Source organism: Neoaquamicrobium sediminum, assembly GCF_013240295.1.
In the GTDB taxonomy this organism is placed as follows: domain Bacteria; phylum Pseudomonadota; class Alphaproteobacteria; order Rhizobiales; family Rhizobiaceae; genus Aerobium; species Aerobium sediminum.
The window spans coordinates 596,294-621,622 of sequence record NZ_JABETK010000002.1; the positions used below are offsets into that span (position 1 = coordinate 596,294).

Sequence of the window (25,329 nt, forward strand, 5' to 3'; positions counted from 1 at the left end):
CGTATTCCCCTTCATTTCAACCCCCTTCAAATGTCCACCCGCAGGAGACAAATGATCGCGCCCTTTTTGCCTAGCGATCCGTGCCCGCTGCTACCATGAGTAGAAGACGCCAGTTCGGGTATCGGAATTGTTTTCGAGTATGTCAATCAGAAGATCTTTGATGTCTTCAAAGCATAGGAACTGTTGGTCCAAATCCTGTTTGAAGCAGACGAAGCGATTTGCTCGATCTTCCGGAAGACTGGTGAGTCGGTAGGGCGTTTGTGGGGGGAGCGCGCTATCGCGATGGCGTCAGCGCGTCGCGCACCTCGGCAAGCCCTTTCACGCCTTCGCGCGAGCCGGTCGCGGCCAGAGCTTCGAAGACGCGTTGCGCGTCATTGATCCGTCGTAGATTGAGGTAGGCGTAGCCGCGCAGCACCATGAGGTCGAGGCGCTCAGGTGCGATGCGGGCGCGCTCGTCCAGCGCCAGCAGCGTCTCGACATAGCGGCCGCGTTCGAATGCGCCGGCGGCGCGCTGGGCGAGGATGGATCTTTGCAGCTCGTTGGCGCGGCGCGCATCCTGTGGCTGCGCCGTGGCCGCAACCGCTGCTTCGTCGACCAGTTCCACCCGCAGATAGGCAAGGCTCTGTCCCCAGGCGGCATCGCGGCGCGTCTTTTCCGAGCTCCCCCGAGTGCCACCGCGAAAGCGTCCACGGCCTCCATCGGCCGGTTTGCGTCCATCAGGCACCAGCCACGCTGGAGCGCGGCTTCCGCCGAAAGGTGACGCGGATCGGCGTGGCTTGTGCAGGAGCGCCGCGGTGGCGCCGCCGTGCGCGGCTGTGCCGCCGCTTGTGGCGCAGCCGCAGCCTCCGACGGCTGAGACCCGCTCTCGCTTCTTCGCGGTGTCGCTGTCGGCGCACGGGGCAGGGTGGGTGCCGTCGGCGCGGGCTCGACCCTGCGGTCTCCGACGTCACGGATGCGGTCGGAGCGTCCCGCCCATATGCGCTTTATTTCAGCAAGTCCGGCGGTGTCGCCGAGGAGATGGCGGGTCAGCGCAAGCCCATAGGCGGAGGGTTCGTCGTCCGGGTCCCAGCGCAACGCCGTGGAAAACCACTGCCCGGCTGTCTGGTGCTGCTCCCACGCGCGGGCATACCATCCGAGCTGTCGCGCGCCTGGCACGTCGCGCGCGGCAACAACCTCCGCAACGATGCGGCCTAGCACGTCTTCCGACAGCGTCGGGCGCGGGTCCGTGCCAAGGAGGTTCGCTGCGGCGGCAAGATAGACCGCGCGGATCTCGTCGCTTTCGTCGCGCCAGCGATAGGTGATCGCTTCGGCTTCCTCGTGCTGGCCGCGCGCCATCAGCGCAAGCGCCAGTCCCTGCGAGGCTTCCGCCGAATCCTCGCGTTCGCGCGCCATCCGGAACCATGTCTCCGCCTCGGCATGGTTATCGCGCACCAGGTAGTACCACCCGAGGAGCCGCGCATCGGATGCCGCATTGCCCTGCCTGGCAAGCTGCTCGACCCGCGCCAGTTGCTCTGCCGGAACGGTCGCGGTTGCATCGTCGCCACCGCGCGCTACCGCGTCGCGGGCAAGGTCGTCGCGGACCGGCTCGAATTCGCCGACGCCACCATCGGCCGTGCGTTCGAGCGCCAGCAATTCGTCGAGCAGGGGGCGTGAGTTGGCGGCTTGCGTTCTGGATTGTAGCCAGGCGTTCCTGCTGGTTGTCGCAGTTGTCCAGAATATAGCGATAGGCGTCGCGGGCGCGCGTTTGGCGATCTGTCTGGGCAAAGGCTTCGGCGACGCGCCATAGCACGTCGACTTCTCCGCAGGTCAGAAGCTGCGGGTTCTCCGAGCCCATGCGGATCACTGTTGCGTATTGATCGATCTCCGAAGCGTTGACGAGCCTTTCGCGCGCCTCCGCCAGCGCAAGCCGATCGAGAAGATCCTGCGGCGGCTGCCAGTCCGGCTCCTCGCTGCGGCGGTCGGCGATGGCCTCTCGAGCGGCCGCGAGGCGGCCTTCCGAATAAAGCTGCCACATCGCTTCCAGCTTTTCGTCGACGTTGACAGGCACTGCAAGCGGGTCGGCCGGTGGCGTCCATTGCGGATAGAGAGCCCGTAGGCGTGCGATTTCGATCTCGAGCCGCTTCGTGTCGCCCTGGCGGGCGAAATAGCGCAACGCGGACTCGTCCACCTTCTGCGGGGCGTCAGGCGCTGGGGCGGCCCCACTGGCCTGAGCCTGAACCAGTGCCGGCGGCATCTGTTCGGCGGCGGTGGGAACGTCCTGCACGGGGAAGGGCGCAGCCACCGTGTCTGTGGTTTCGCCGGAAATGTGGTCATCGTTGATTGGCCAATGGTGCTGCGCATGCGCGATCGCCGCCCCGCCAACCACGGCAGCGATGAAGCCTGCGAGGCATGCCCTGCCAAGTACGCGAGCGGCTACAGGCATTGCTGCTGTTCCTCTCTCGCATAGGACAGCCCGAGCAGATGCAATGTCGAGGGGTAGTAAGCAGTCGGCGCGAACTGCTTCAGCTCGGCGGGCAGGGGCGTGCCGTCGAGCACACAGTCGGCAAGGGCGGGGATGATCCGGTAGCCCACGTCCATCAACTCTTCCTTAACTTCACCACTTCTCACATCAACGAGCGCGAGGCCCCCGTTGGCACCGGCGATTCCCTCCCGAAAACGTCTCAGCAGCGCCGTGTCGTCCAGTCCTGCGCGCATCAGGTACAGCGGGATTCGCACTGCATTATAGCTGAATTCGGCGGGGAATCCCTCGGCAGGTTGCGCCTCGTCTGCGATGGAAATCCAGTCCGATGGCAGTTTGCGCGCGCCGAACCCGGCTTCCCTGGCGAGATCGAGCCCGCCGCGTCCGAGGGCTTCCCAGTCGACGGCTGGCACCAGTTCCGCCAGCACTGGAAAGGCCTCGAAGACCCAGTAGGAGAGATTGACGACCGGCCCATCCGGCCGATCATCGGCTCCGAACCCAACGACGCCGGGGCGCAACATGAGGCGGTCGTTTTGCTCGAAGACAGCTTCGTCGGCAAGCGCCGTCGCAATCTGTCTCGCCGCGTCGGTGAAGCGGGCATCGTTCCATTGGGTGCCCGCTCGCGCCAGTGCATATGCGATCAGCAGGTCGCCGTCGGACGCATTGTTGGGGTCGCTTACATGCGGCTCGGCATCGGGGTCCCATTTCCACACGGCAAGCCCGTCGTCGCGCAGCAGCAGCCTTGTATTCGTGAACGTCCATATCCGTGCAAAGTCAGCCCGGTCGTTGGCCAGCAACGCCAGAAGCAGCCCGTATCCCTGGCCCTCGCTATGCGAAATGCGGCCGTTGGCGTCGTCGATGACGCGCCCGTTCTCGGCGACGAAACGCTCCTTGTAAGCCACCCATTCCGATTCCTGGATGGTCCCGTTCGTCTCTTGTGCATGTGCCATGGCGGGCAGAGCTCCCAACAGCAAAAGCACTTGGAGGATTTGCCGGATCATCGCCGTCTCCCGAGCCGCGATAGAAGGGCGGAGGTCGCAATTCCAAGCAGAATGCACGCAAGCACGAGCAGGAGGGAATACGATAATATGTTTGCCGACAGCCAGTTCGCAGCGATCAGCCGATAGTTCGTGAATGAGGGCGCCAGTGTCTGTTTGAAGGACGTCGAGGCTGCGGGCTCGATGGCAACCGTTTCCATATCCGTCTTCAAGGTCGCGATGCGGCCAGCCAGTTTTTCCCACATCCCGTGCTTGGAAAGGACTGCACTTCCCCTGGCCAATGTGCCGCCGTCCGGAGCGGTAAAGACCGTCCACACCCCGCTGTTTCCAGGGTTGGCACCCTGGACGGTAAGGAACGCGTCGTCCTGCCGGGGCACGAAGGCCGCCTCGCTTCTCGGCGCGAAACGCAACATCTCCGGAGTGATGCCGAAGGTTTCGGAAAACCAGGTCTCGACATCCCTGATCCAGGCCATGAACCGGCTGCCCTGAACCTGCTGGCTCCAGTCGTCGATGTCGACGCGGGTCTCGCCGCTGGCGTTGGACCGGCCGGCCGCCGGCATCCATGCGGTTCGGCTTTCCTCCGTTACACCGACCTGGGCAAGAACGCCGGCCGGAATACCATTTATCGCACCCACGAAGATGGCGTCCTGCTCACGGGCGGCATCAGCCGAAGTCGTCAGCGTGAAGGCAACGGGCCGCCCGGACACGATCGCCACGCGGGCCAGAACATTGGCAGCGGCAGAGAGGCTGGCCGGATCGTCGCGTTCGATTACGAGGGCGACGGGAGTGCTTCCGAGACCATAGGGGTAACCGGTCCCTCCGATCGCCCCCAGATTTGGCCACTGCGCGATACGCCCGAAATCGGGGACGACAAAGCGGGACGTGTCGAAGATCGCAAAACGCGGCGTGTCGCTTGCAGGCGCACCGGGCAGGCAGGCCTCGTCCTGTTCGGTCAGAAGTTCAGCTTCCAGCCTTATCTGGTTCAGCCCCGGCCTGAAGTGCCTCATGGTAACCTTGACCGGAAGCTGGCGATATATGGCCCCGTTCCGGGAGGTGAGGGGCAACGACGCGGCGATGTTGTCGTTGACGTAGACGTTGATGAGGCTGCCCGGCTTCACGGTCGCGGCGAACGCCGCATCCAGCAACAGCCGGGCTTCGCCGTACGAGCCGGCGTAGAAGTCCGGCGGGATCGCAAACTGGAAATCGGCGGTGAACCGGCGTCCCGAAAACTGCGCCGAGCGGATGCCTAGATCGCCAAAGGAAAGGCTACGGCGGTCGTAGATCATAGGCGCGTTGGGCAAGTGCCATGGTTCGGTAATGAGGGCGTCGCGCCGTGTGCCCGGCGGCCGGTCGACGGGGCGAAGCATCTGTTCAATGGCCGCTTGCCAGTCCTGACGATTGCGGCCGCTGACGACGAGCGTGGGAAACCCGTCGCCATTTGCCGCCATGAAGGCCGCCACGGGTCCGAGAGTGGCGCCGGCCGGCAGCGCGCTTCCCGCCATCTCGGAAAGTTCGTCCGCCGAGCCCAGAAGGACGCGAAGCGACTGCCGGTCAGGGCTCTGGTCGAGGGTAGCTGCGACCGAAAACGCGAGATTGGGCTGAACGGAATGCAGGGCGATGGCCTGTGCAAGCCGCAGGATATCGGCGCCCATGTCATTTCGGTCCATCGCCGGCGCGACGATGGTGATGCGCGTCTGGCCCTGCGCATCGGCCGAAAGGGCGCGCAGGTCGCCGAAGCTCGAATACGTCGACGCGGCCGGATCGGCGAACGACATGAACGTGCCGCCGGCTTCGATTTCCGTCCATAGCTCGTAGGTGGACTGGATCGTACAGTCGGTGCGGTGGCGCTGGCGAACCCGCACCGTCATCTCGTTGCGGCCGGCCTGCAGCAGATCGTCGGGAATCTCGATATCGAGTGTCGTGAAATCGGCGGCCGATTGCGTCGATCGTCGATGACCACGACATCGTTGAAAAGCACCTGAAGCCGCGATGCTTCCGGCGCGACGACCACCGCGTTGCGGTAGCGCAGAAGCAGCCGCGCAGGCGCCGCGGCCTGCACCGCGGTGAGGTTGACCGCCCAGCTTCGCATCGAGCTTTCTCCGAAAAGCTGGATGTTGCCATCGGGCAGCAGGTACCGTCGCACTTCGGATGGCGGCGCAGCTCCTGCGGAACCGGTTTCTGGGGTTCCTCCGCGGGCGCCGGGCGCGGATCGTCTTCGCTCATGTCCGGCAAGGGTGCCGCGTCCTCAACCGCAGGGCGTTCCGGCGTCATGTCGAACGGGGCCGGTTGCGCGGAGGCCGCGGCGAGGCCAAGCGCCGTCAGCAACGTTGCGAGAACAAGCCTCATGCCCGCGCCCCGCTGGGCATCGAGTTTTGAGTCTTTTCCGGGGAGCGCCCGCTGCCCCGGAAAAGATATACGAGCCCCCGCCAGGTCTGGAACAGCGCGAGACGCAGGAACCAGAGCGTACCGACGACCACGCCGAGATTACGCCTCCGCGACTGCTGGAATTCCGTCCATTGCTCGGCATTGGCGAAGATCAGGTCGGCGACGGCACGATGGTGCTCGGGCGCGGAGCGCAAGTACTGGCACCCGACAGCGACCCCGTCGCCTTCCTTCTCGCTGTTCCTGATGTTGACGGGCAGCGTGGCGGGCTCGCCGCCGGACAATGTTGCGAAGCGGATGTTTGCCTGCCCCAATGCGATGAGTTCCGACGCCTTGCCGCCATGGACCTTGATGCGTGCTCCGTTCACCGAAACATCCTCGATCATCGCCGGAAGCCATAGCCCGTCGTGGCCGAAATCGCACCGCCGGTTGACCTTGACGCGCCGCGTCGCGGTGCGCTGGCGACGCTCGGAGACGACGCCGAGCGCGCATCCCGCGAGGATCAGGTTGAGCAGGTTCCAGCCGCCCACGACCAGTGTCACGTCCGATTTCCATGGCTCGGCGTAGATCCGCCAGGCACTGACCGCAACGCCGACCAGCAGCACCGCAAAGATGACGAAGAACGGCCGGCTGAGCTCGGACAGCCGGCTGATGGTGATGGACTCGTCCTTGGCGGTGACCTTGAAGGTCGGCTTGCGCGGATTGAGCATCACCGACACCACGGCGGGCAGCAGGTGCACCGTCTGGATGTATTCGTAGAGTTCGGAAATCCACGGCCAGCGGAACCGGCCATAGAGATAGTTCTGCATCATCAGGTTCACGACCATGTAGCTGAGCGTGTAGGCGAGGAACTCACCACCTGAGGCCGTGAAGATCTGCAGGTCGAAGAACAGGTAGAACAGGGGCGCGAACAGGAAGATGGTCCGCGGGAAGGGAAAAAGCCAGAACAGCGTCGACGACATGTAGCAAAGGCGCTGCGGCAGGCTGAGGCCGCGCTTGAGCGGGGGAAACCGGAAGCGCAGGATCTGCATCATGCCCTGCGCCCAGCGGCTGCGCTGGCCGATGAAGCTTGCGAAGGTGGCCGGCTGCAGGCCCGCAATCAGCGGCTTGTCGACATAGACGCTGTTCCAGCCGCGCGAGTGGAGTTCGACCGCCGTCTCACAGTCTTCCGTGATGCTGATGCCCGAAAAGCCGTCGGTCTCCTCCAGTGCCTCGCGGCGCAACACCGCGGCAGAGCCGCAGAAGAACGAGGCGTTCCACTTGTCGAGGCCCCGCTGGATGATGCCGTAGAACATCTCGTTCTCGGACGGCATCGTATCGAACGTCTTCAGGTTCCGTTCCAGCGGATCGGGATTGAGGAAGAAGTGCGGCGTCTGCACAAGAAAGAGGCGCGGGTCCTCGGCGAAATAGCCGACCGTTTCGCGCAGGAAACTGCGCGCCGGCGCATGGTCGGCATCGAACACGGCCACGAGCTGTCCCGTGGAATTTGCGAGCCCGTTGTTGAGATTGCCGGCCTTGGCATGCTCGTTGCGCTCGCGGGTCAGGTAGTTTGCGCCGAGATCCGCGCAGAGCTGCTTCAGTTCCTCGTGGCGTTCACCCGCCGCCTGGGCTTCGATGATGTTGACGGCGTTGCGCTTCTGGACGGTTCCGCCGTCGTCGAGCAGCCATACGGTCAATCGCTCCTGCGGATAGTCCATCGCCTTGGCCGCCGCGATGGTGTCGGCAAGCAGCGCCGGCTCCTCGTTGTAGCTGGGTATGAAGACATCGACGAATGGGAGGTCGGCATCGTCTATCGGGCTCGCCGCGCGCGAGGGAAGTGGCTTCGCGACGATGAACAGGCTGAGCGCCAGCATGAAGACGCTGTACATTTCGGCGAGATAAAGCAGTAGCCCCGGTATGAAGTTCTCGAGCTGGCTGACCGGTGGGATCGTGCTGGTCGTGCGCCAGTAGACGTAGCGCAGCACGATTGCCGTACCCAGCGCGAGCGCGATCAGCCGCCATGTTCCGCCGGGCCGCAGAATTTTCAGCGTCATCATCATCGTCAGCACGATCGCGCCGGCGATGAGGTGGGTCTGAAGGTTGATCGGCAACGCGACGATGAAGATCACGCAGGCTGCCACGATTGCCCAGACCAGACCGAGGAGGAGTTTGCTCATGCCGTACGCCTTCGGTAACTCGAATTACTCAGGCGCGTCACCAGGTCCATTGTCCAAGCAGACATGCCGCCTTTGCAGAACAAGGCGCGATTGTTCGGCATTTCTAGGATCGCGCGCGCTAAACCTCTGATTCTGCTTAATCCTTGGTAACGTGTCAGTCGCATTCAGGTTGCAGGGCCGCCTATTGGGTTGGTGGTGGCGGCACGATGGGCGGCGCGCTTTGCTGGGCATCGCCGGGAGGTGGCGGCACGACTGGAGCACCCGGCGGAGGTGCGGGGATTTCCTGTCTTGCCGGCGCCGGCGCCCGACGCCGCACCGGTGGAGGCGGCGGGGCAGGAGGCGCTTCCAGAGTGGCCTCGAACCCGAAGGGCCCGTTCGGCTGGATCGGCTGGCCGGTGTTTCCGAGACGCGGGTCTGCCGGCGGCGGCTTCCCATAGGGGTTCCACGCCGTCGCGGCGAAAGAGGTGTTTACAGTGTAGCCGTACATGACCGCCAGCAGCGATTGCTCGCTCGCGCCGGCCTGACACAGACGCAGCCTGATCTGGACCGTACCCATATTGGCAAACGGCGCGCCGCTTTTGCTGCCGGTAATGCGCTGCCATGCATAGAGGCAAAGATCGCGCGCGCCCCTGCGACCGAGCGCGTAGCCGAAAGGCCCATAGCTGTTCTGCGTGTAGAGAGGCGAGCGCTGCATGGCAATGCCCGGCAATGCCCGGCGCATTTCCCGGCCGATGCCTGCCTCCGAAAGCGGGGTGTCCGGCAATCGCGTGTCGCCACCCTCGGCCCCCACCGGACCGAATATCTGTACGCGCAGAAGATTCTGCCCGGGCACGGCCGAACTGGTGGCCAGGGCGATGTCCTGCTGGATTGCATTCGCGTAGCGCCGCTCGATCACGCCGACGATCGCAGGACCACCCGGCGCCGGCAGGATAATGGCCTGCTGCGCCTCGACGTCGTTCGCCAGCGAAGAGCGATCGAGCCGGCTGTCCGTCTGCGAACAGGCTGCAAGGGCAAGACCGAAAAGAGGGAGCAAAATCCGGGCAACAGAAATCCGCTTGCCCAAGGATAAATTGCCAGCCGGAGTGTGAGCTCTGGTTGCTGTCATAAAATCGAATCGCTCGGCCCGCCACCGCGCCTAACCACTAACGCGTCGACGGGCCGAGCGGAAGGCGGATCGTTTGGCGGTGGAGGGAATCCACCGCAAATGTGGCCGCGCACCCGTTGTCACGGGGAGATAGCTTTCGCGGAACCGGTTTAGCGGATCGAGAGATTTAGTATTATTTTAAAATTAGAAAGTTGCTTTTTGATACGAATTGAGCTTTCATGCATCCGCCGGTTGCAGCGCAATGGTCGCGGGCAGCGCTATTCGAGGAAGGGATTGCAAATGAAGCTCTATTTCGCCGAGACGATGAATTCGTACAAAACCTGCGCTGTCGCACGCTATGTCGGTCTCGATGTCGACTTCCGCCGCGTGGACCTCAAGAAGGGCGAGCAGCGCGCGCCGGAGTTTCTGGCCATCAACCCCAATGGAAAGGCGCCGGCTCTGGTGGATGGAGACCGCAGCCTTTGGGAGTCCAACGCGATCATCTGCTATCTGGCGATGAAGGCGGATTCAGACATCTGGCCGCGTGACGAGCGTCAGGTGGAGATCGTCAAATGGTTCAACTGGAGCGCCGACCACTTCTCGCGCTTTGCGGGCCAGCTCTATTTCGAGAACATCATCCGCGCCGAATTCGGAATCGGGCAACCGGACCCCGATGCGGTGAAGGAGGCGACGGGCTATGTCCGTCGCTACGCGGGCATATTGAACGACCACCTGGCGGATCGCCGCTACCTGCTCGATGACCAGCTTACCGTCGCCGACTTCGTAGTTGCGACCACGCTGCCATATGCGAGCCGCGCAGGCATCCCCATCGACGAGTTTCCGGTTGTGGAAAGCTGGCACGATCGCCTGATGGAATTGCCGGCCTGGCGATCGCCGTTCACGGGCTGAATGGCACCGCCACGGAATTGACCGCGCTGCTAGACCGGCGCGGTCAACAAGTAAGCGCAAGCCAGCATCAGCACGATGATGAGGCCCGCATGATTGGCATATCTGCGTAACATCTTTTCCGCCCGTCCCGGCCGATACCTAGTTCGGTATCACCTGCGGTTGAAACTACCGTTCGGTAGTCTCGTTGCATTTCAGCAATACGACAGCGGCATTTTTGGCGATTAAACACTTCTTGTGCGGGCAGTCGCACCCCATATTCCAGTCTGGAGCTTCCGCCGGAACGGAGTTGATGGATGTTGAGGATCGTCGTCGTGGTGTTTGCGCTGATCGCGGCGGCCTATCTTCTGCTGCGACTGGCGCGGGAACTCGGCAAGGCCGATATGGACTGGCGCGGCATAGTCTTCGTCGCCGGATTTGTGGTGCTTGCCTTCTATCTGCGACACGTCACCGAGATCGGCGGGCTCGGCTAGACGTCGCCGCGTCGAGCCCGCAGAATGCCGCGAATGACGGTGACGCCGAAGAACAGCGCGAAGCCGAAGATGGCGCCGAGGGTCAGGTTGATCCAGATATCGAGCTGGCAGACGCCGGCACCGCCGGGCGCACACCTCGGATCGCGGTAAAGCACCAGCAGCATGAGCGAATAGATCGCAGCCGGTCCGACGAGCAGGCCGGCGAAACCCCAGCCAAGCGCGCGGGCGATGATTTCCTTCATGTCACGGCGCTCCAACCGGTCCCGGTATTTCCTTCTAGAAGCACAGCGGCGTCGCGTCCACCGACGGATTGCCGTTGGATGCGCCGCGCCACCGTCCTATCGTGCGTCGCGACTCGAGCAAGGGGCCGACATGCCGCGATTTTCCGCCAATCTGTCGATGCTGTTTCAGGAACATGACTTCCTCGACCGTTTCGACGCGGCTGCACGCGCCGGCTTCGAAGCTGTCGAGTATGTCTCGCCTTACGAATACCCGGCCGACGAGATCGCCGCGCGGCTCGAACGCGCGGGGCTGGAGCAGGCGCTGTTCAACCTGCCCGTAGGTGACTGGGCAGCAGGCGAGCGCGGGTTGGCCGTCTTGCCGGATCGGATCGACGAGTTTCGCAGCAGCGTGGATACGGCTACACACTACGCTCAGGCGCTCGGCTGCCGGCAGGTCAACTGTCTTGCCGGCATCGGCCTCAAGAATACTGCGCCGGCGGAGCTGGAAACGGTCTTTGTCGAAAACCTGCGTTATGCCACCGACAGGCTCGGCAACGCTGGCATCCGCCTGCTGATCGAGCCGATCAACGACAGGATCGACATGCCTGGTTTTTTCCTGACAAGCACGCGTCAGGCGCTCGACATCATCGACAAGGTCAATTCAGACAACCTGTTCCTTCAATACGACATCTATCACATGCAGGTCATGGAAGGAGACATCGCCCGCACGATCGAGGCAAACCTCCCGCGCATCGGCCACATCCAGGTCGCCGGCCATCCCGGCCGCCACGAGCCCGACATCGGCGAGATCAACTATCCCTTCCTGTTCGATCATCTCGACCGGATCGGCTATCGCGGCTGGGTCGGCGCCGAATACAGGCCGCGCGGCCTCACCGAGGAAGGGCTGGGGTGGATGTCTGGCTTCAATGGTCGTGCAACCGGGAAGGCGGAAGCGGGTTAGGGTGCTTCAGGCGCCTAGATGTTTGCGCGCCGCGTACATGGCCACGGCCGCTGCGTTCGAAACGTTGAGCGAGCGGATGACGCCGGGCATGTCGAGACGTGCCAGCGTCGAAACGGTCTCGCGCGTCTTCTGCCGCAGGCCCTTGCCTTCCGCGCCCAGCACCAGCGCGATCCTCGGCTCTGAAAAACTCTTCTCGATCTCCGCCGGCCCTTCCGAATCGAGGCCGATCGTCTGGAACCCGGCCGCATGCAGTTCGCCCAGCGCATCGGCAAGGTTGCGCACTTCGATATGATCGATGTGCTCCAGCGCACCCGATGCGGATTTGGCCAGCACGCCAGTCTCGGTCGGGCTGTGACGGGCGGTGGTGATCAGCGCACCGGCGCCGAAGGCTACCGCCGAACGCATGATCGCGCCGACATTGTGCGGATCGGTAACCTGATCGAGGACCAGGATGAGGTTCGTATCGCCCAAAGCCGAAAGCGGCTTGGGACGCAGCGGTTCCGCCTCCAGAAGCGCACCCTGATGCACGGCGTCGGGTCCGGTCAGCCGGTCGATTTCGCGCGGTTCGACGATTTCGGCCGGAAAGGGCAGGGAGAGCGGTTCGGATAGATCAAGCCGGGCAAGCGCGTTGCGTGTCACCAGCAGCCGCCGCGCCTTGCGGGCAGGATTGTCCAGCGCCGCACGCACTGTGTGCAGCCCGTAGAGCCTCACCAGCCCATCATCGGGGCGCTCGCCTTCCTCGCGCGTGCTTTCGCGATGCGCGCGGCGCAGGCGCGCATAGTGGCTGTCCTTGGGGGTTCCGGTCTTTCGGTCGCTGCTCATGCGGCCTCTATAGCTGCGCAAGAACCGCTTGGATATGGCAGCAAGCACCCGATGGGAAATTCGTCTGAAATTGCTGCGCCACGCGGTTGACAGTCAACGGCCATGCCGCCATAAGGCGCTTCGCGGATTTCGGCGGCGGTCTCGACCACCAAAGATGATCCCGCATGTGCCACGTCGCATGGCTCCGGCGCAGAACGGAGGGATGCCCGAGTGGTTAAAGGGGACGGACTGTAAATCCGTTGGCTATGCCTACGTTGGTTCAAATCCAACTCCCTCCACCACTGCGCATCGGACGCCATGATCAGGCGGGTATAGCTCAATGGTAGAGCAGCAGCCTTCCAAGCTGAATATGCGGGTTCGATTCCCGCTACCCGCTCCAGACAAGCCACAAAGATTTGGTGAGAGCGAACGGCGGCGTGCGCCGTCCGCAATGCTCAGTCCCTGACTTCCGTATCTGGGCGATCCTGGCCGGAAGCGAGTTCCTCGTGCCAGGTTCCGTCAGAGGTTTCATACTGAATGCCACGGGTTTCGCCGGCAACCCGCTGTTCGCCAGCAGCCCGTCGCGCTGCCGCCAGGGCAGCGTCGTGCGACGGAAAAGTCTCGGAGAACACGTCGCCGACCTTGTAGGCCCAGCCGCCGTCGTGCTCGACAACCCGATAGATGACCTTCATCAGAAGACTGCCAGATAGCGCAGCAGCGACACGACGCCGATGATGATCACGACAATCCGCGCGATCTGTTTTGCCCGACCGTCGATCGGCAACATACCGATCAGGTAAAGCACCAGCACAATAACGAGAAAAGTGATCAAAAGACTGATCAGTATGCTCATGGCAATAGCCCCTCAGTTGCAGTCAGCGGTTAACTCGCGGGGTCGTGCAAAGGTTCCATGAGCCAACTGCAACGAGCGTTGGCGCGACCGCGCTGAGACCTTCGGGGCGGGGCGGTTTTGGCTGACTACCCGCTCCAGATATCAGAGCGCGGCGCTGACCCCATTCTGGCGTGGCGGGGCCGATGAGCGGGCTTTGCCGGGCGGCTGGCCCATCATTCGCTTGTAGGCCCTGCTGAACGCCGCCTGCGAGCCGTAGCCGAGCCGGCGGGCGACCGCGTCGATCGGCATCCGGTCCCGTCCGAGCCATTGCGCGGCGAGCCGCATCCGCAGTGCAGCCAGATAGCGTTGCGGAGTCGTCCCCGTCACCGTCGTAAACCGTTCGGCGAAGACCGAGCGCGAGCTCCCCATCTCGGCCGCCATCTCTGCGATGGTCCAGTCACGGCACGGTTCGCGATGAAGGGCGGCGATGACGCGGCCGAGGCGCGGGTCGCGCAGCGCCTCGATCCAACCGGAGGCCTCGCCGCAGCCGCATTCGACCCAGCCGCGCACGATGGTTGCCGCGACCACGTCGGCCAGCCGCGCCAGAATGCCGGCAGTGCCGGCACGCTCCGCAGCCATCTCGCGTTCCATGGCCTCCAGCAGCGGCACGATCTCCGGCTGGCGGCCCATCAGGCTGCCGACCGACATCACCTTCGGCATCAGCCCGACCAGCGGGTGCAGTGTGTCGAGCTCGAACTCCATGCGGCCCGTGAAGACCAGCACGTCCTTCGTCCGGCAGCTTCCTTCTTCCAGCGCCGTCACCGCGCAGACGTTGGAGCAGAGGGGCATTCTGTCGAAGCTTTCGACCGGCCTTGGCCGCACGCCCGGCGCGGAGACAAGCGCATGCGCGTCACCCCGCGGCAGAAGCACGGCATCGCCGCACCCCAGTGTGAAGGTTTCGCCGGTACCCGATTCGAGCAAGAGGTTGCCGGCGGCTACGAAATGGAAACGCGCGTCTTCCGTTGCCTCGAAACTCACGCCGCAGGGCGGCGATAGCCGCAGCTTGCCGTAGCTCGCGCCGCGCAGGCGCATGCCCATCAGAAGTTCGCTGACGACGTCTCCGCCCGGCAGATTTTCTTGCATCTCGGTGTTTCGATCAAACATTCAGGAGAATATGGCATGGATCATCCGGCCGTTCCACCCATCTGCAGGGAACTTTCTTTTCAAGCGAGAGGTCTGCAGATGCAAGAGTCGACTGTTTTAGGTGAATCGGGAGAGGGCGAGGGCAAGCCGGCCTGGCTGGCGGTGGTGTCCATGAGCCTCGGCGTGTTCGGGCTGGTGGGCGCCGAGTTTCTGCCCGCCAGCCTGCTGACGCCGATGGCCGCCGAACTGGGCGTGACGGAGGGCATGGCGGGGCAAGCCGTTACCATCACGGCCGCCGTTGCGCTGGTAACCAGCCTCTGCATAACCACGGTGGTGCGCAGCTTCGACAGGCGCAGGGTCTTGCTCGCCTTTTCGTTCCTGCTGATCCTCTCCAACCTGCTTGTCGCGGCCGCGCCGAACCTGCCGCTGCTGCTTGCCGGTCGCATCCTGCTGGGCGTCGCGCTCGGCGGGTTCTGGACGCTGTCGGCGGCAACCATGATGCGGCTGGTGCCCGAGCGCTACGTCGCGAGAGCCCTCTCGATCATGTTCTCCGGCGTTTCGGCGGCGACGATCTTCGCCGCCCCCGTCGGCAGCTATGTCGGCGACCTCGCCGGCTGGCGTGCGGTCTTCGTCGGCGCTGCCGGATTGGGTGTGCTGGCGCTCGCGATACAGTTCGCCGCGCTGCCGTCGCTGCCGCCGCGCGGCGCGACCCGCTTCGGCACGATGCTTGAGGTTCTGTCGCGGCGCAGGGTGGGGCTCGCCATGGCGGCGATCCTGATGGTCTTCACCGGCCATTTCGCCTTCTTCACCTATATCCGGCCGTTCCTCGAAACGGTTACCGGCGTCGGGGTGACGGGCGTCTCGACGGTTCTGCTCGGCTTCGGCATCGCAAACTTTCTTGGCAACTATCTCGGCGCCTTCCTGCTGGAGCGCTCGATGCGCCTGACGCTCGTCATCATGCCGCTGACCATGGGCACGCTCGCCGTGGCGCTGGCGGTCGTTGGCGGCAATCTCGCTGCCGACGCTGCGATGGTCGCGCTCTGGGGGCTTGCCTTCGGCGCGGTGCCCGTGGCGTGGTCGACCTGGATCACGCGCGCCGTGCCGGACGAGGCCGAAAGCGCCGGCGGGCTTTTTGTCGCCGCGATCAACTTCGCGATTGCGACTGGTGCGGCGGCCGGAGGACTGATCTTCGACGTCAGCGGAGTCGGCACGGTCTTCCTGCTCAGCGGTGCGGTGCTGGTCGTGGCCGCGATGACGATATTGACGGGTGTCGAAACGCGTCCGGCGGCCAAAGCTGCCTGACCGCATCGGTGGATTGAGCGCGACACCGGTGCCGCCCATGCGGTGGTACCGGTACACCGCTTCAGACAAAAGACTTGTGTTTTGCGGCGTCAGTCGCTAATCGCCCGCCATCCGAAACTGACACGCATCCACGCGCCAAAGGGAAGTTACAATGGCCAAAGGTAAATTTGAGCGTAATAAGCCGCATGTGAACATTGGCACGATTGGTCACGTTGACCATGGCAAGACGTCCCTGACGGCGGCGATCACGAAGTTTTTCGGCGAGTTCCGTGCTTATGACCAGATTGACGCCGCTCCTGAGGAGAAGGCGCGCGGCATCACGATCTCGACGGCTCACGTCGAGTACGAGACGGAGAACCGTCACTACGCGCACGTCGACTGCCCCGGCCACGCCGACTATGTGAAGAACATGATCACGGGTGCGGCGCAGATGGACGGCGCGATCCTGGTTGTGTCGGCTGCCGACGGCCCGATGCCGCAGACCCGCGAGCACATTCTGCTTGCCCGTCAGGTTGGCGTTCCGGCGATCGTGGTGTTCCTGAACAAGGTCGACCAGGTTGACGACGCTGAGCTTCTCGAGCTTGTCGAGCTTGAGGTTCGCGAGCTTCTGTCGGTCTACGAGTTCCCGGGCGACGATATTCCGATCATCCCGGGTTCGGCGCTGGCTGCCCTGGAAGATTCCAACAAGGAGATCGGCGAGGACGCGGTCCGCAAGCTGATGGCCGAAGTCGACGCCTACATCCCGACGCCGGAGCGTCCGATCGACCAGCCGTTCCTGATGCCGATCGAGGACGTGTTCTCGATCTCGGGTCGCGGCACGGTTGTGACGGGTCGCGTGGAGCGCGGTGTTGTCAAGGTTGGCGAGGAAGTCGAGATCGTCGGCATCCGTCCGACCTCGAAGACGACGGTTACGGGCGTCGAGATGTTCCGCAAGCTGCTCGACCAGGGCCAGGCTGGCGACAACATCGGCGCGCTGATCCGCGGCGTTGGCCGTGAGGACGTTGAGCGTGGCCAGATCCTGTGCAAGCCGGGTTCGGTTAAGCCGCACACGAAGTTCAAGGCCGAGGCCTACATCCTGACGAAGGAGGAGGGTGGCCGTCACACGCCGTTCTTCACCAACTACCGTCCGCAGTTCTACTTCCGCACGACGGACGTGACGGGCATCGTGACGCTGCCGGAAGGCACGGAGATGGTTATGCCTGGCGACAACGTGACGGTCGACGTGACGCTGATCGTGCCGATCGCGATGGAAGAGAAGCTGCGCTTCGCCATCCGCGAAGGCGGCCGCACCGTCGGCGCCGGCATCGTCGCTGCCATCACGGAATAAGGCTCTCTGGAGCCGAAGGGGAAGGGCGGCTTCGGCCGCCCTTTTTCGTTGTGCCGGCGTTGCGTGATTCCGGGCGACCGGTCTTGGTCGCGGCGTGAAGTGATATTGATCGCCTATGGCCTGTCGAAGCCGTGCGAAATCTCTTTACAGGCGTCGCCGAAGCCCTTAGGAAGCGCCTGCCCGGCATGCACAGCATCCGGATTTAGGGGTATAGCTCAGTTGGTAGAGCGGCGGTCTCCAAAACCGCAGGTCGCAGGTTCGAGCCCTGCTGCCCCTGCCAGCGCCCGACGGGCCTTTCCGGCATCAGGCAGAAACATCCCACTTGCAAGCGCGGGCAATCGGTTCTATATCGAGCCGACAGACGCGAGGCGCGTGGAGCTGGGATTCGGCTCAACGCGCCTGAATTGCATGGCCGAAGATATGTCTTGAAGCTTGGTGATTCGTGCGTGGCTGCGGGCGGGCAACCCCGGTTGCCTCGTTCCGGCGAGGTCAGATTTCATGCCCCGGATGACAAGGGGCAACGATAAAAGAGCGGCAGATGGCGTCCAAGACCACCAATCCCTTTGTGTTTCTGCAGCAGGTGCGCACCGAGACCGCCAAGGTCACGTGGCCCTCGCGGCGGGAGACGATGATCTCCACGGTCATGGTTATGGGATTTGCGTGTCTGGCTGCGATCTTTTTCTTTGCCTCCGATCAGATCATCGCCTTTGCGGTTGAGCTGATCCTGGGCATTGGGCGCTAACACCGGCGACTACGGAGAGTTCAGAACATGGCAGCGCGGTGGTACATCGTCCACGCTTATTCGAATTTCGAGAAGAAGGTCGCCGAGGATATCGAGAACAAGGCCAAGCAGAAGGGCCTGAGCGACCAGATCGAGCAGATCGTGGTGCCGACCGAAAAGGTGGTCGAGGTTCGCCGCGGCAAGAAGGTCGATGCCGAGCGCAAGTTCTTTCCCGGCTACGTGCTGATGAAGGCGAACCTGACCGATCAGGTTATCAGCCTTGTCAAGAACACCCCGCGCGTCACCGGTTTCCTGGGGGAGGATCCGCGCACGGCCAAGCCGGTGCCGATCTCCGAAAAGGAAGCTGAGCACATCCTGCACCAGGTGCAGGAGGGTGTGGAGCGGCCGAAGCCGTCGGTCACCTTCGAGATCGGCGAGATCGGTGCGTGTCGCCGACGGTCCGTTCGCCTCGTTCAATGGCTTCGTTCAAGAAGTCGACGAGGAGCGTTCGCGGCTCAAGGTCGAGGTGTCGATCTTTGGGCGTGCCGTGCCGGTCGATCTGGAATTCGGTCAGGTCGAAAAGGGCTGACCGGAAAACCCCGTCCGGCCATATGCCGGTGGGGGCGCGGGGCGATTTCGATCGCCCCCGCGGAACTGGTGGAAGGAGGAGGTGGCTTTAGCCGGCCGCAACGTCTCCGCACCACCGACTGCAACCGCCGGAGGTTTCCGGCATGATGAAAAGGCAGACGAGCAATGGCTAAGAAGATTGCAGGCCAGCTCAAGCTTCAGGTTCCCGCGGGCTCGGCGACGCCGTCGCCCCCGATCGGTCCTGCGCTTGGTCAGCGTGGCATCAACATCATGGAATTCTGCAAGGCGTTCAACGCGGCCTCGCAGGAGATGGAGAAGGGCTCACCCATCCCCGTCGTCATCACCTATTATCAGGACAAGTCGTTCACCTTCGCGATGAAGACGCCCCCGGTGACGTACTTCCTCAAGAAGGCGGCCAACCTGAAGTCGGGCTCCAAGGAGCCGGGCAAGGTGACGGCCGGCACGATCGCTCGCGACAAGGTACGCGAGATCGCCGAAGCGAAGATGAAGGACCTGAACGCGAACGACGTGGACGCCGCCATGCGCATGGTTGAAGGCTCCGCCCGTTCGATGGGCCTGGAAGTGGTGGGCTGAACCAATGGCTAAGATTGCAAAGCGCATTGCCAAGGCGCGTGAAGGCATCGACCCCAACAAGCAGTACGAGTTGGCCGAGGCCATCAAGATGCTGAAGGATCGCGCCACGGCTAAGTTCGACGAGACCATCGAAGTCGCGATGAACCTCGGCGTCGATCCGCGTCACGCCGACCAGATGGTTCGTGGCGTCGTCAACCTGCCGAACGGCACCGGCCGTACGGTGCGCGTCGCCGTGTTCGCCCGTGGCGACAAGGCTGACGAGGCGAAAGCCGCCGGCGCCGACATCGTTGGCGCGGAAGAGCTGGTCGAGACCGTGCAGAAGGGCGAGATCAACTTCGACCGCTGCATCGCGACCCCCGACATGATGCCGCTCGTCGGCCGTCTGGGTAAGGTGCTCGGCCCGCGCGGCATGATGCCGAACCCGAAGGTTGGCACCGTCACCGCCGACGTTGCTGCGGCCGTGAAGGCCTCCAAGGGCGGCGCCGTCGAGTTCCGCGTCGAGAAGGCTGGCATCGTGCACGCCGGCGTCGGCAAGGTCTCCTTCGACGCCAAGGCGCTCGAAGAAAACGTCAAGGCGTTTGCCGACGCGGTCATCAAGGCCAAGCCGACCGGCGCCAAGGGCAACTACGTCAAGAAGGTGGCGATCACCTCGACGATGGGCCCGGGCCTCAAGCTGGACCCTGCGACCGTCACGGTCGCCTGAGTTGGCTGAGCGGTGACCTTCGAGTCGCCGCATTGAAGAATTCCGGACCCCGCTTGCGGGGTTCGGGTGCCGGAAGCGGGAAACCGTTTCCGGTTATCCTGTCCGAGATTGCAGGCGGTTGGGTTCGTCTCGACCTTAATTCGAATGAGCCTGCATGAGACGGGTAAGAGCGGACAAAGGGACTTGCGTTCCGATGAAAGTTCTAACCGTGTTGGCCTTTTGTCTGCGCGCCCGAGGGTATCCGAAGGCGTGGCGAAGGGGGACAGGATCCTCGAGCGTCGCTCGGGCGGTCCCTGCAAAGGAAGCGCTCCGCGCGGCAAAAGGCAACCGATGACCGTCCGGAAACGGCGGTTGTCAACTGGAGATAGGCAGTGGATAGAGCGGAAAAGCGCGAATTCGTCACGGGCCTGAACGGGGTGTTCTCGAACACCGGTTCTGTCGTCGTGGCGCACTATGCCGGCCTCACCGTCGCGAACATGAACGAGCTCCGCTCGAAAATGCGCGCTGCGGGCGGGACCGTCAAAGTCGCGAAGAACCGCCTCGCCATCATCGCTCTTCAGGGCACGGAATCCGAAGGCATGAAGGATCTGTTCAAAGGACAGACCCTGATCGCCTACGCGGATGATCCGGTCGCGGCTCCCAAGGTCGCAGCCGATTTCGCCAAGGCGAATGACAAGCTTGTCATTCTCGGTGGCGCGATGGGCTCGACTGCACTCGACGCCGACGGTGTGAAGGCTCTCGCCACCATGCCGTCGCTGGACGAGCTCAGGGCCAAGATCGTCGGCATGATTCAGACGCCGGCAACCAGGATCGCCGCGGTCGTCAATGCACCGGCGGGCAATCTCGCCCGCGTGTTTGGCGCCTATGCCCGGAAGGACGAGGCGGCGTGAGGCCGTTCCTCAACAACCATCACAACACGTGTTTGAACTTTAAAGGAAACTGAAAAATGGCTGATCTCGCCAAGATCGTTGAAGACCTGTCGAGCCTGACCGTCCTCGAGGCGGCCGAGCTCTCGAAGATGCTCGAAGAGAAGTGGGGCGTTTCCGCCGCTGCTCCGGTGGCTGTTGCTGCCGCTGGCGGTGCTGCTGGTGGCGCTGCTGCCGAGGCTGCGGAAGAGAAGACCGAGTTCGACGTCGTTCTCGCCGACGCCGGCGCTCAGAAGATCAACGTCATCAAGGAAGTCCGCGCCATCACCGGCCTGGGCCTCAAGGAAGCCAAGGACCTCGTCGAGGGTGCGCCCAAGCCTGTCAAGGAAGGCGTCTCCAAGGACGAAGCCGAGAAGATCAAGGCTCAGCTCGAAGGTGCTGGCGCCAAGGTCGAACTGAAGTAAGACCGTTTGCGGTTCGGCAGGCGGGGCGATAGTCCCGCCTGCCGGTCCCTCACGGGGCGCATACGAAAACCTCTTTCCTGTGGGCCGGCGGCGGCCTTCAGGAAACGGGTTTTTACCCGTTTTTGATGGACCGCTTATCGGTGGCGGTCGGTAAGTTTGGCGCTAAGCCAACACGAAGCCAAGAAGGCAGCAAGGAGCGACGATGGCCCAGACCCACACGTTCAATGGTCGCAGGCGCGTACGCAAGTTCTTCGGAAAGATTCCGGAAGTTGCGGAGATGCCCAACCTCATCGAGGTTCAGAAGGCATCCTATGATCAGTTTCTCATGGTTGACGAGCCGAAGGGCGGCCGTCCCGATGAGGGGCTGCAGGCGGTGTTCAAGTCGGTGTTCCCGATTTCCGACTTTTCGGGCGCCTCCATGCTTGAATTCGTCAAGTACGAGTTCGAGCTGCCGAAGTTCGACGTGGACGAGTGCCGCCAGCGCGACCTGACTTTCGCAGCGCCGCTCAAGGTGACGCTGCGCCTGATCGTGTTCGATGTCGATGAGGATACCGGCGCGAAGTCGATCAAGGACATCAAGGAGCAGGACGTCTACATGGGCGACATGCCGCTCATGACGTCCAACGGCACCTTCATCATCAATGGCACCGAGCGCGTCATCGTTTCCCAGATGCACCGTTCGCCGGGCGTCTTCTTCGATCATGACAAGGGCAAGTCGCACTCGTCGGGCAAGCTGCTCTTTGCCGCTCGTGTGATCCCGTATCGCGGCTCCTGGCTCGACATCGAGTTCGATTCCAAGGACGTCGTGCATGCCCGCATCGACCGCCGCCGCAAGATTCCGGCGACCAGCCTGCTCATGGCGCTGGGCATGGATGGTGAGGAAATCCTGTCGACCTTCTACGACAAGCTCACCTACATCCGCGCCAAGGACCATTGGCGGATTCCGTACAACGCCGATCGCTTCCGTGGCCTCAAGGCCGTGAACGACCTCGTCGACGCCGACACCGGCGAAGTGGTGGTCGAGGCCGGCCGCAAGATCACCGCGCGCCAGGCCAAGCAGCTCGCCGAGAAGGGCCTCAAGGCCATCAAGGCGACCGAGGACGATCTGTACGGCGCCTACCTTGCCGAGGACATCGTCAACCACGCCACCGGCGAGATCTATCTCGAAGCCGGCGACGAGATCGACGAGAAGACCCTCAAGGTTCTGCTCGAGGCCGGCCAGGAAGAGATCCAGATTCTTGACATCGACCATGTCAACGTAGGCGGCTACATCCGCAACACGCTGGCCGTCGACAAGAACGAGAGCCGCCAGGACGCGCTGTTCGACATCTATCGCGTGATGCGTCCGGGCGAGCCGCCTACGCTCGAGACCGCCGAGGCGATGTTCAACTCGCTGTTCTTCGATCCGGAGCGCTACGACCTTTCGGCCGTCGGCCGCGTCAAGATGAACATGCGTCTGGAGCTCGACGCCGAGGACACCGTGCGCGTGCTGCGCAAGGAGGACATCCTGGCCGTGGTCAAGACGCTGGTCGAGCTGCGCGACGGCAAGGGCGAGATCGACGACATCGACAATCTCGGCAACCGCCGCGTGCGTTCGGTCGGCGAGCTGATGGAGAACCAGTATCGCGTCGGCCTGCTGCGCATGGAGCGCGCCATCAAGGAGCGCATGTCGTCGATCGAGATCGACACCGTGATGCCGCAGGACCTGATCAACGCCAAGCCGGCGGCTGCCGCAGTGCGCGAGTTCTTCGGTTCCTCGCAGCTCTCGCAGTTCATGGATCAGACCAACCCGCTTTCGGAGATCACCCACAAGCGTCGCCTCTCGGCGCTTGGACCCGGCGGTCTGACCCGCGAGCGCGCCGGCTTCGAAGTCCGCGACGTTCACGTCACGCACTACGGCCGCATCTGCCCGATCGAGACGCCGGAAGGCCCGAATATCGGCCTCATCAACTCGCTCGCCACCTTCGCGCGGGTCAACAAATACGGCTTCATCGAGAGCCCGTACCGCAAGATCGTCGACGGCAGGATCACCAGTGAGGTGGTCTATCTGTCGGCGATGGAAGAGGCCAAGCACTACGTCGCGCAGGCGAACGCCGAGCTCGACGCCGAAGGCGGCTTCACCGAGGAGTTCGTGATCTGCCGTCACGCCGGCGAGGTCATGATGACCCCGCGCGAGAACGTCGACCTGATGGACGTGTCGCCGAAGCAGATGGTTTCGGGCCGCGGCGCTCATTCCGTTCCTCGAGAACGATGACGCCAACCGCGCGCTCATGGGCTCGAACATGCAGCGCCAGGCCGTGCCGCTGGTTCGCGCCGAGGCGCCGTTCGTCGGCACCGGCATGGAGCCGATCGTCGCCCGTGACTCGGGCGCGGCCATCGGGGCACGCCGTGGCGGCATCGTCGACCAGGTGGACGCGACGCGTATCGTCATCCGCGCGACGGAAGATCTCGATCCCGGCAAGTCGGGCGTCGACATCTACCGGCTGATGAAGTTCCAGCGTTCGAACCAGAACACCTGCATCAACCAGCGTCCGCTCGTGCGGATGGGCGACCGGGTCAACAAGGGCGACATCATCGCCGACGGCCCATCGACCGATCTGGGCGATCTGGCGCTGGGCCGCAACGTGCTCGTCGCGTTCATGCCGTGGAACGGCTACAACTACGAGGACTCCATCCTGCTCTCCGAGCGCATCGTCGCCGACGACGTCTTCACCTCGATCCATATCGAGGAGTTCGAGGTCATGGCGCGCGACACCAAGCTCGGACCTGAGGAGATCACGCGCGACATTCCGAACGTTTCGGAAGAGGCTCTGAAGAACCTCGACGAGGCCGGCATCACCTATATCGGCGCGGAAGTGCAGCCGGGAGACATCCTGGTCGGCAAGATCACGCCGAAGGGCGAAAGCCCGATGACGCCGGAAGAGAAGCTCCTGCGAGCGATCTTCGGTGAGAAGGCCTCGGATGTTCGTGACACCTCCATGCGGATGCCGCCCGGCACGTTCGGCACCGTCGTCGAGGTGCGCGTCTTCAACCGCCACGGCGTGGAGAAGGACGAGCGCGCCATGGCGATCGAGCGCGAGGAGATCGAGCGTCTGGCCAAGGACCGCGACGACGAGCAGGCGATCCTCGATCGCAACGTCTACTCGCGCCTTGCCGACATGCTGACCGGCAAGCAGGCGATCGCTGGGCCGAAGGGCTTCAAGAAGGGCGACGCGCTCACCCGTGACGCGCTGACCGACTACCCGCGTTCGCAGTGGTGGCAGTTCGCCGTCGAGGACGAGAAGATCCAGGGCGAGCTCGAAGCGCTTCGTGCACAGTACGACGAGTCCAAGAAGGCGCTCGAGCAGCGCTTCATGGACAAGGTCGAGAAGGTGCAGCGCGGCGACGAGATGCCCCCGGCGTCATGAAGATGGTCAAGGTCTTCGTCGCGGTGAAGCGCAAGATGCAGCCCGGCGACAAGATGGCCGGCCGTCACGGCAACAAGGGCGTGGTTTCGCGCATCGTTCCGGTCGAGGACATGCCGTTCCTCGAGGACGGCACGCATGCCGACATCGTGCTCAACCCGCTGGGCGTGCCGTCGCGCATGAACGTCGGCCAGATCCTGGAGACGCATCTTGGCTGGGCCTGCGCCGGTATGGGCAGGAAGATCGGCCAGCTCATCGAGGCCTATAAGGAGAACGGCGACATCAAGCCGCTTCGCCAGACCATCGAGAGCGTGATCCCGGCCAACGACCGCAACGAGCCGGTTCGCGACTACGACGACGACTCCATCGTTCGCCTCGGCGATCAGATGAAGCGCGGCGTCTCCATCGCGACCCCGGTCTTCGACGGTGCGCACGAAGCCGACATCAACGAGATGCTGGAACAGGCGGGCCTGCATTCGAGCGGCCAGTCGACGCTGTACGACGGACGCACGGGCGAGCCGTTCGACCGCAAGGTGACGATGGGCTATATCTATATGCTCAAGCTGCACCACCTGGTCGACGACAAGATCCACGCCCGTTCGATCGGCCCGTACTCGCTCGTGACCCAGCAGCCGCTGGGCGGCAAGGCGCAGTTCGGCGGCCAGCGCTTCGGCGAGATGGAGGTCTGGGCGCTCGAGGCATACGGCGCAGCCTACACGCTGCAGGAGATGCTGACGGTGAAGTCGGACGACGTGGCCGGCCGTACCAAGGTCTACGAGGCGATCGTGCGCGGCGACGACACCTTCGAGGCAGGCATCCCCGAGAGCTTCAACGTTCTCGTCAAGGAGATGCGTTCGCTGGGCCTCAATGTCGAGCTGGAAAACTCCGTCGCGGACGACGCTCCGGCTCGTCTGCCCGACGCGGCCGAGTAAAGGCTATCACGCG

The 25,329-nt window shown here is 63.5% G+C and carries 21 protein-coding genes, 3 tRNA genes and 2 pseudogenes; 15 read left to right on the top strand and 11 right to left on the bottom strand.

Annotation, left to right across the window (positions count from 1 at the left end):
- Window positions 1–318 precede the first annotated feature (318 nt).
- The 6 genes from HK436_RS31455 to bcsN all read right to left on the bottom strand — a co-directional run bounded on the left by HK436_RS31455 (window position 319) and on the right by bcsN (window position 9,027).
- The gene (locus tag HK436_RS31455) at window positions 319–1,632 is read right to left on the bottom strand and encodes a tetratricopeptide repeat protein (RefSeq protein ID WP_244648979.1); all 1,314 of its coding nucleotides are present in this window, start codon (window positions 1,630–1,632) and stop codon (window positions 319–321) included.
- Window positions 1,633–2,412: 780 nt separating this feature from the next.
- Window positions 2,413–3,408 (bottom strand): family 8 glycosyl hydrolase, encoded by a 996-nt coding sequence (locus HK436_RS14710; RefSeq protein ID WP_244648981.1) that lies wholly within the window; start codon window positions 3,406–3,408, stop codon window positions 2,413–2,415.
- A 47-nt stretch (window positions 3,409–3,455) separates the two neighbouring features.
- Window positions 3,456–5,324: a cellulose biosynthesis cyclic di-GMP-binding regulatory protein BcsB gene (locus HK436_RS14715; protein ID WP_173190921.1), complete on the bottom strand. Its 1,869-nt coding sequence runs from the start codon at window positions 5,322–5,324 to the stop codon at window positions 3,456–3,458.
- The gene (locus tag HK436_RS32430) at window positions 5,321–5,599 is read right to left on the bottom strand and encodes a cellulose biosynthesis cyclic di-GMP-binding regulatory protein BcsB (RefSeq protein WP_173190922.1); all 279 of its coding nucleotides are present in this window, start codon (window positions 5,597–5,599) and stop codon (window positions 5,321–5,323) included. The genes HK436_RS14715 and HK436_RS32430 overlap by 4 nt, the downstream gene beginning before the upstream one ends.
- 199 nt (window positions 5,600–5,798) lie before the next feature.
- Window positions 5,799–7,994, bottom strand: a complete 2,196-nt coding sequence (bcsA, locus tag HK436_RS14725; RefSeq protein WP_173190924.1) for a UDP-forming cellulose synthase catalytic subunit — start codon at window positions 7,992–7,994, stop codon at window positions 5,799–5,801.
- Between the two features lie 181 nt (window positions 7,995–8,175).
- Complete coding sequence (gene bcsN / locus HK436_RS14730; protein WP_173190926.1) at window positions 8,176–9,027, bottom strand: cellulose biosynthesis protein BcsN; 852 nt, start codon at window positions 9,025–9,027, stop codon at window positions 8,176–8,178.
- Window positions 9,028–9,378: 351 nt separating this feature from the next.
- Here bcsN and HK436_RS14735 point away from each other — a divergent pair, with 351 nt between their 5' ends.
- On the top strand, window positions 9,379–9,987 hold the full coding sequence (locus tag HK436_RS14735; protein WP_173190928.1) for a glutathione S-transferase family protein: 609 nt from the start codon (window positions 9,379–9,381) through the stop codon (window positions 9,985–9,987).
- A gap of 293 nt (window positions 9,988–10,280) precedes the next feature.
- Window positions 10,281–10,457, top strand: a complete 177-nt coding sequence (locus tag HK436_RS14740) for a hypothetical protein (RefSeq protein ID WP_173190930.1) — start codon at window positions 10,281–10,283, stop codon at window positions 10,455–10,457.
- Here the strand turns inward: HK436_RS14740 and HK436_RS14745 are convergent.
- Entirely contained in the window at window positions 10,454–10,699 is a 246-nt protein-coding gene (locus HK436_RS14745) for a hypothetical protein (protein ID WP_173190932.1), read from the bottom strand. The genes HK436_RS14740 and HK436_RS14745 overlap by 4 nt on opposite strands.
- Before the next feature lie 130 nt (window positions 10,700–10,829).
- On the opposite strand from HK436_RS14745, the gene otnI reads away from it, so the two are divergent.
- Window positions 10,830–11,639, top strand: a complete 810-nt coding sequence (gene otnI / locus HK436_RS14750) for a 2-oxo-tetronate isomerase (protein WP_173190940.1) — start codon at window positions 10,830–10,832, stop codon at window positions 11,637–11,639.
- Between the two features lie 6 nt (window positions 11,640–11,645).
- On the opposite strand, the gene HK436_RS14755 is transcribed toward otnI, so the two are convergent.
- Window positions 11,646–12,461, bottom strand: coding sequence for a TrmH family RNA methyltransferase (locus HK436_RS14755; protein ID WP_173190942.1), 816 nt, complete (start codon window positions 12,459–12,461; stop codon window positions 11,646–11,648).
- Window positions 12,462–12,657: 196 nt separating this feature from the next.
- Here HK436_RS14755 and HK436_RS14760 point away from each other — a divergent pair.
- Together HK436_RS14760 and HK436_RS14765 are read left to right on the top strand one after the other, a co-directional pair.
- Window positions 12,658–12,742: transfer RNA gene (locus HK436_RS14760), tRNA-Tyr, on the top strand.
- Window positions 12,743–12,766: 24 nt separating this feature from the next.
- A tRNA-Gly gene (locus HK436_RS14765) sits at window positions 12,767–12,840 on the top strand.
- 55 nt (window positions 12,841–12,895) lie between these two features.
- Here the strand turns inward: HK436_RS14765 and HK436_RS14770 are convergent.
- The 3 genes from HK436_RS14770 to HK436_RS14780 all read right to left on the bottom strand — a co-directional run bounded on the left by HK436_RS14770 (window position 12,896) and on the right by HK436_RS14780 (window position 14,415).
- Window positions 12,896–13,132 (bottom strand): DUF2188 domain-containing protein, encoded by a 237-nt coding sequence (locus HK436_RS14770; RefSeq protein ID WP_376769165.1) that lies wholly within the window; start codon window positions 13,130–13,132, stop codon window positions 12,896–12,898.
- Entirely contained in the window at window positions 13,132–13,293 is a 162-nt protein-coding gene (locus tag HK436_RS14775; protein ID WP_173190944.1) for a Thivi_2564 family membrane protein, read from the bottom strand. Before HK436_RS14775 ends, HK436_RS14770 begins: the two co-directional genes overlap by 1 nt.
- A gap of 141 nt (window positions 13,294–13,434) precedes the next feature.
- Window positions 13,435–14,415, bottom strand: coding sequence for an AraC family transcriptional regulator (locus tag HK436_RS14780; RefSeq protein WP_244648982.1), 981 nt, complete (start codon window positions 14,413–14,415; stop codon window positions 13,435–13,437).
- Window positions 14,416–14,514: 99 nt separating this feature from the next.
- Here HK436_RS14780 and HK436_RS14785 point away from each other — a divergent pair, with 99 nt between their 5' ends.
- The 10 genes and pseudogenes from HK436_RS14785 (at window position 14,515) to rpoB (ending at window position 25,316) form a co-directional block, all read left to right on the top strand.
- Window positions 14,515–15,717, top strand: a complete 1,203-nt coding sequence (locus HK436_RS14785; RefSeq protein ID WP_173190947.1) for an MFS transporter — start codon at window positions 14,515–14,517, stop codon at window positions 15,715–15,717.
- Window positions 15,718–15,868: 151 nt separating this feature from the next.
- Window positions 15,869–17,044, top strand: a complete 1,176-nt coding sequence (tuf, locus tag HK436_RS14790) for an elongation factor Tu (RefSeq protein WP_173190949.1) — start codon at window positions 15,869–15,871, stop codon at window positions 17,042–17,044.
- Window positions 17,045–17,248: 204 nt separating this feature from the next.
- A tRNA-Trp gene (locus HK436_RS14795) sits at window positions 17,249–17,324 on the top strand.
- Window positions 17,325–17,582: 258 nt separating this feature from the next.
- On the top strand, window positions 17,583–17,786 hold the full coding sequence (gene secE / locus HK436_RS14800) for a preprotein translocase subunit SecE (RefSeq protein WP_173190951.1): 204 nt from the start codon (window positions 17,583–17,585) through the stop codon (window positions 17,784–17,786).
- A 27-nt stretch (window positions 17,787–17,813) separates the two neighbouring features.
- Window positions 17,814–18,354: pseudogene (gene nusG, locus HK436_RS14805) on the top strand (transcription termination/antitermination protein NusG).
- A gap of 164 nt (window positions 18,355–18,518) precedes the next feature.
- Window positions 18,519–18,947, top strand: a complete 429-nt coding sequence (rplK, locus tag HK436_RS14810) for a 50S ribosomal protein L11 (protein WP_173190953.1) — start codon at window positions 18,519–18,521, stop codon at window positions 18,945–18,947.
- Window positions 18,948–18,951: 4 nt separating this feature from the next.
- The gene (gene rplA / locus HK436_RS14815) at window positions 18,952–19,650 is read left to right on the top strand and encodes a 50S ribosomal protein L1 (RefSeq protein WP_173190955.1); all 699 of its coding nucleotides are present in this window, start codon (window positions 18,952–18,954) and stop codon (window positions 19,648–19,650) included.
- Window positions 19,651–20,021: 371 nt separating this feature from the next.
- Window positions 20,022–20,540, top strand: coding sequence for a 50S ribosomal protein L10 (rplJ, locus tag HK436_RS14820; RefSeq protein ID WP_173190957.1), 519 nt, complete (start codon window positions 20,022–20,024; stop codon window positions 20,538–20,540).
- A 56-nt stretch (window positions 20,541–20,596) separates the two neighbouring features.
- Window positions 20,597–20,980 (top strand): 50S ribosomal protein L7/L12, encoded by a 384-nt coding sequence (gene rplL / locus HK436_RS14825; protein WP_173190959.1) that lies wholly within the window; start codon window positions 20,597–20,599, stop codon window positions 20,978–20,980.
- A 202-nt stretch (window positions 20,981–21,182) separates the two neighbouring features.
- Window positions 21,183–25,316 (top strand): annotated as a pseudogene (gene rpoB / locus HK436_RS14830) (DNA-directed RNA polymerase subunit beta).
- The last annotated feature ends 13 nt before the right edge of the window (window positions 25,317–25,329 follow it).

Excerpts from the sequence above, each read along its gene's own strand:
- HK436_RS14710 (WP_244648981.1), bottom strand. The coding sequence starts at position 3,408 with ATGGCACATGCACAAGAGACGAACGGGACCATCCAGGAATCGGAATGG.
- HK436_RS14715 (WP_173190921.1), bottom strand. The coding sequence starts at position 5,324 with ATGACGGTGCGGGTTCGCCAGCGCCACCGCACCGACTGTACGATCCAG.
- bcsA (WP_173190924.1), bottom strand. The coding sequence starts at position 7,994 with ATGAGCAAACTCCTCCTCGGTCTGGTCTGGGCAATCGTGGCAGCCTGC.
- HK436_RS14735 (WP_173190928.1), top strand. The coding sequence starts at position 9,379 with ATGAAGCTCTATTTCGCCGAGACGATGAATTCGTACAAAACCTGCGCT.
- HK436_RS14740 (WP_173190930.1), top strand. The coding sequence starts at position 10,281 with ATGTTGAGGATCGTCGTCGTGGTGTTTGCGCTGATCGCGGCGGCCTAT.
- HK436_RS14745 (WP_173190932.1), bottom strand. The coding sequence starts at position 10,699 with ATGAAGGAAATCATCGCCCGCGCGCTTGGCTGGGGTTTCGCCGGCCTG.
- otnI (WP_173190940.1), top strand. The coding sequence starts at position 10,830 with ATGCCGCGATTTTCCGCCAATCTGTCGATGCTGTTTCAGGAACATGAC.
- HK436_RS14755 (WP_173190942.1), bottom strand. The coding sequence starts at position 12,461 with ATGAGCAGCGACCGAAAGACCGGAACCCCCAAGGACAGCCACTATGCG.
- HK436_RS14770 (WP_376769165.1), bottom strand. The coding sequence starts at position 13,132 with ATGAAGGTCATCTATCGGGTTGTCGAGCACGACGGCGGCTGGGCCTAC.
- HK436_RS14775 (WP_173190944.1), bottom strand. The coding sequence starts at position 13,293 with ATGAGCATACTGATCAGTCTTTTGATCACTTTTCTCGTTATTGTGCTG.
- HK436_RS14780 (WP_244648982.1), bottom strand. The coding sequence starts at position 14,415 with ATGCAAGAAAATCTGCCGGGCGGAGACGTCGTCAGCGAACTTCTGATG.
- HK436_RS14785 (WP_173190947.1), top strand. The coding sequence starts at position 14,515 with ATGCAAGAGTCGACTGTTTTAGGTGAATCGGGAGAGGGCGAGGGCAAG.
- tuf (WP_173190949.1), top strand. The coding sequence starts at position 15,869 with ATGGCCAAAGGTAAATTTGAGCGTAATAAGCCGCATGTGAACATTGGC.
- secE (WP_173190951.1), top strand. The coding sequence starts at position 17,583 with ATGGCGTCCAAGACCACCAATCCCTTTGTGTTTCTGCAGCAGGTGCGC.
- rplK (WP_173190953.1), top strand. The coding sequence starts at position 18,519 with ATGGCTAAGAAGATTGCAGGCCAGCTCAAGCTTCAGGTTCCCGCGGGC.
- rplA (WP_173190955.1), top strand. The coding sequence starts at position 18,952 with ATGGCTAAGATTGCAAAGCGCATTGCCAAGGCGCGTGAAGGCATCGAC.
- rplL (WP_173190959.1), top strand. The coding sequence starts at position 20,597 with ATGGCTGATCTCGCCAAGATCGTTGAAGACCTGTCGAGCCTGACCGTC.